Here is a 250-nt window from a genome sequence, read left to right on the forward strand (position 1 = left end):
AGCCATTAGCTCAGTTGGTAGAGCACCTGACTTTTAATCAGGGTGTCGAAGGTTCGAGTCCTTCATGGCTCACCATTGTATTACATGCGCGTGTGGCGGAATTGGCAGACGCACTAGACTTAGGATCTAGCGTCTTTGACGTGGGGGTTCAAGTCCCTCCACGCGCATCTTGTTTTTGCGGACGTGGCTCAGCGGTAGAGCATCGCCTTGCCAAGGCGAGGGTCGCGGGTTCGATTCCCGTCGTCCGCTC

2 tRNA genes are annotated in these 250 nt (G+C 55.6%); both read left to right on the forward strand.

Going from position 1 to position 250, the window contains the following annotated elements:
• Positions 1-86: 86 nt before the first annotated feature.
• Positions 87-167, forward strand: a tRNA-Leu gene (locus ACL9RM_RS26760).
• Positions 168-177: 10 nt separating this feature from the next.
• A tRNA-Gly gene (locus ACL9RM_RS26765) sits at positions 178-249 on the forward strand.
• Position 250 lies beyond the last annotated feature (1 nt).

It is taken from the genome of Paenibacillus sp. S29, assembly GCF_049319765.1.
In the GTDB taxonomy this organism is placed as follows: domain Bacteria; phylum Bacillota; class Bacilli; order Paenibacillales; family Paenibacillaceae; genus Paenibacillus; species Paenibacillus polymyxa_B.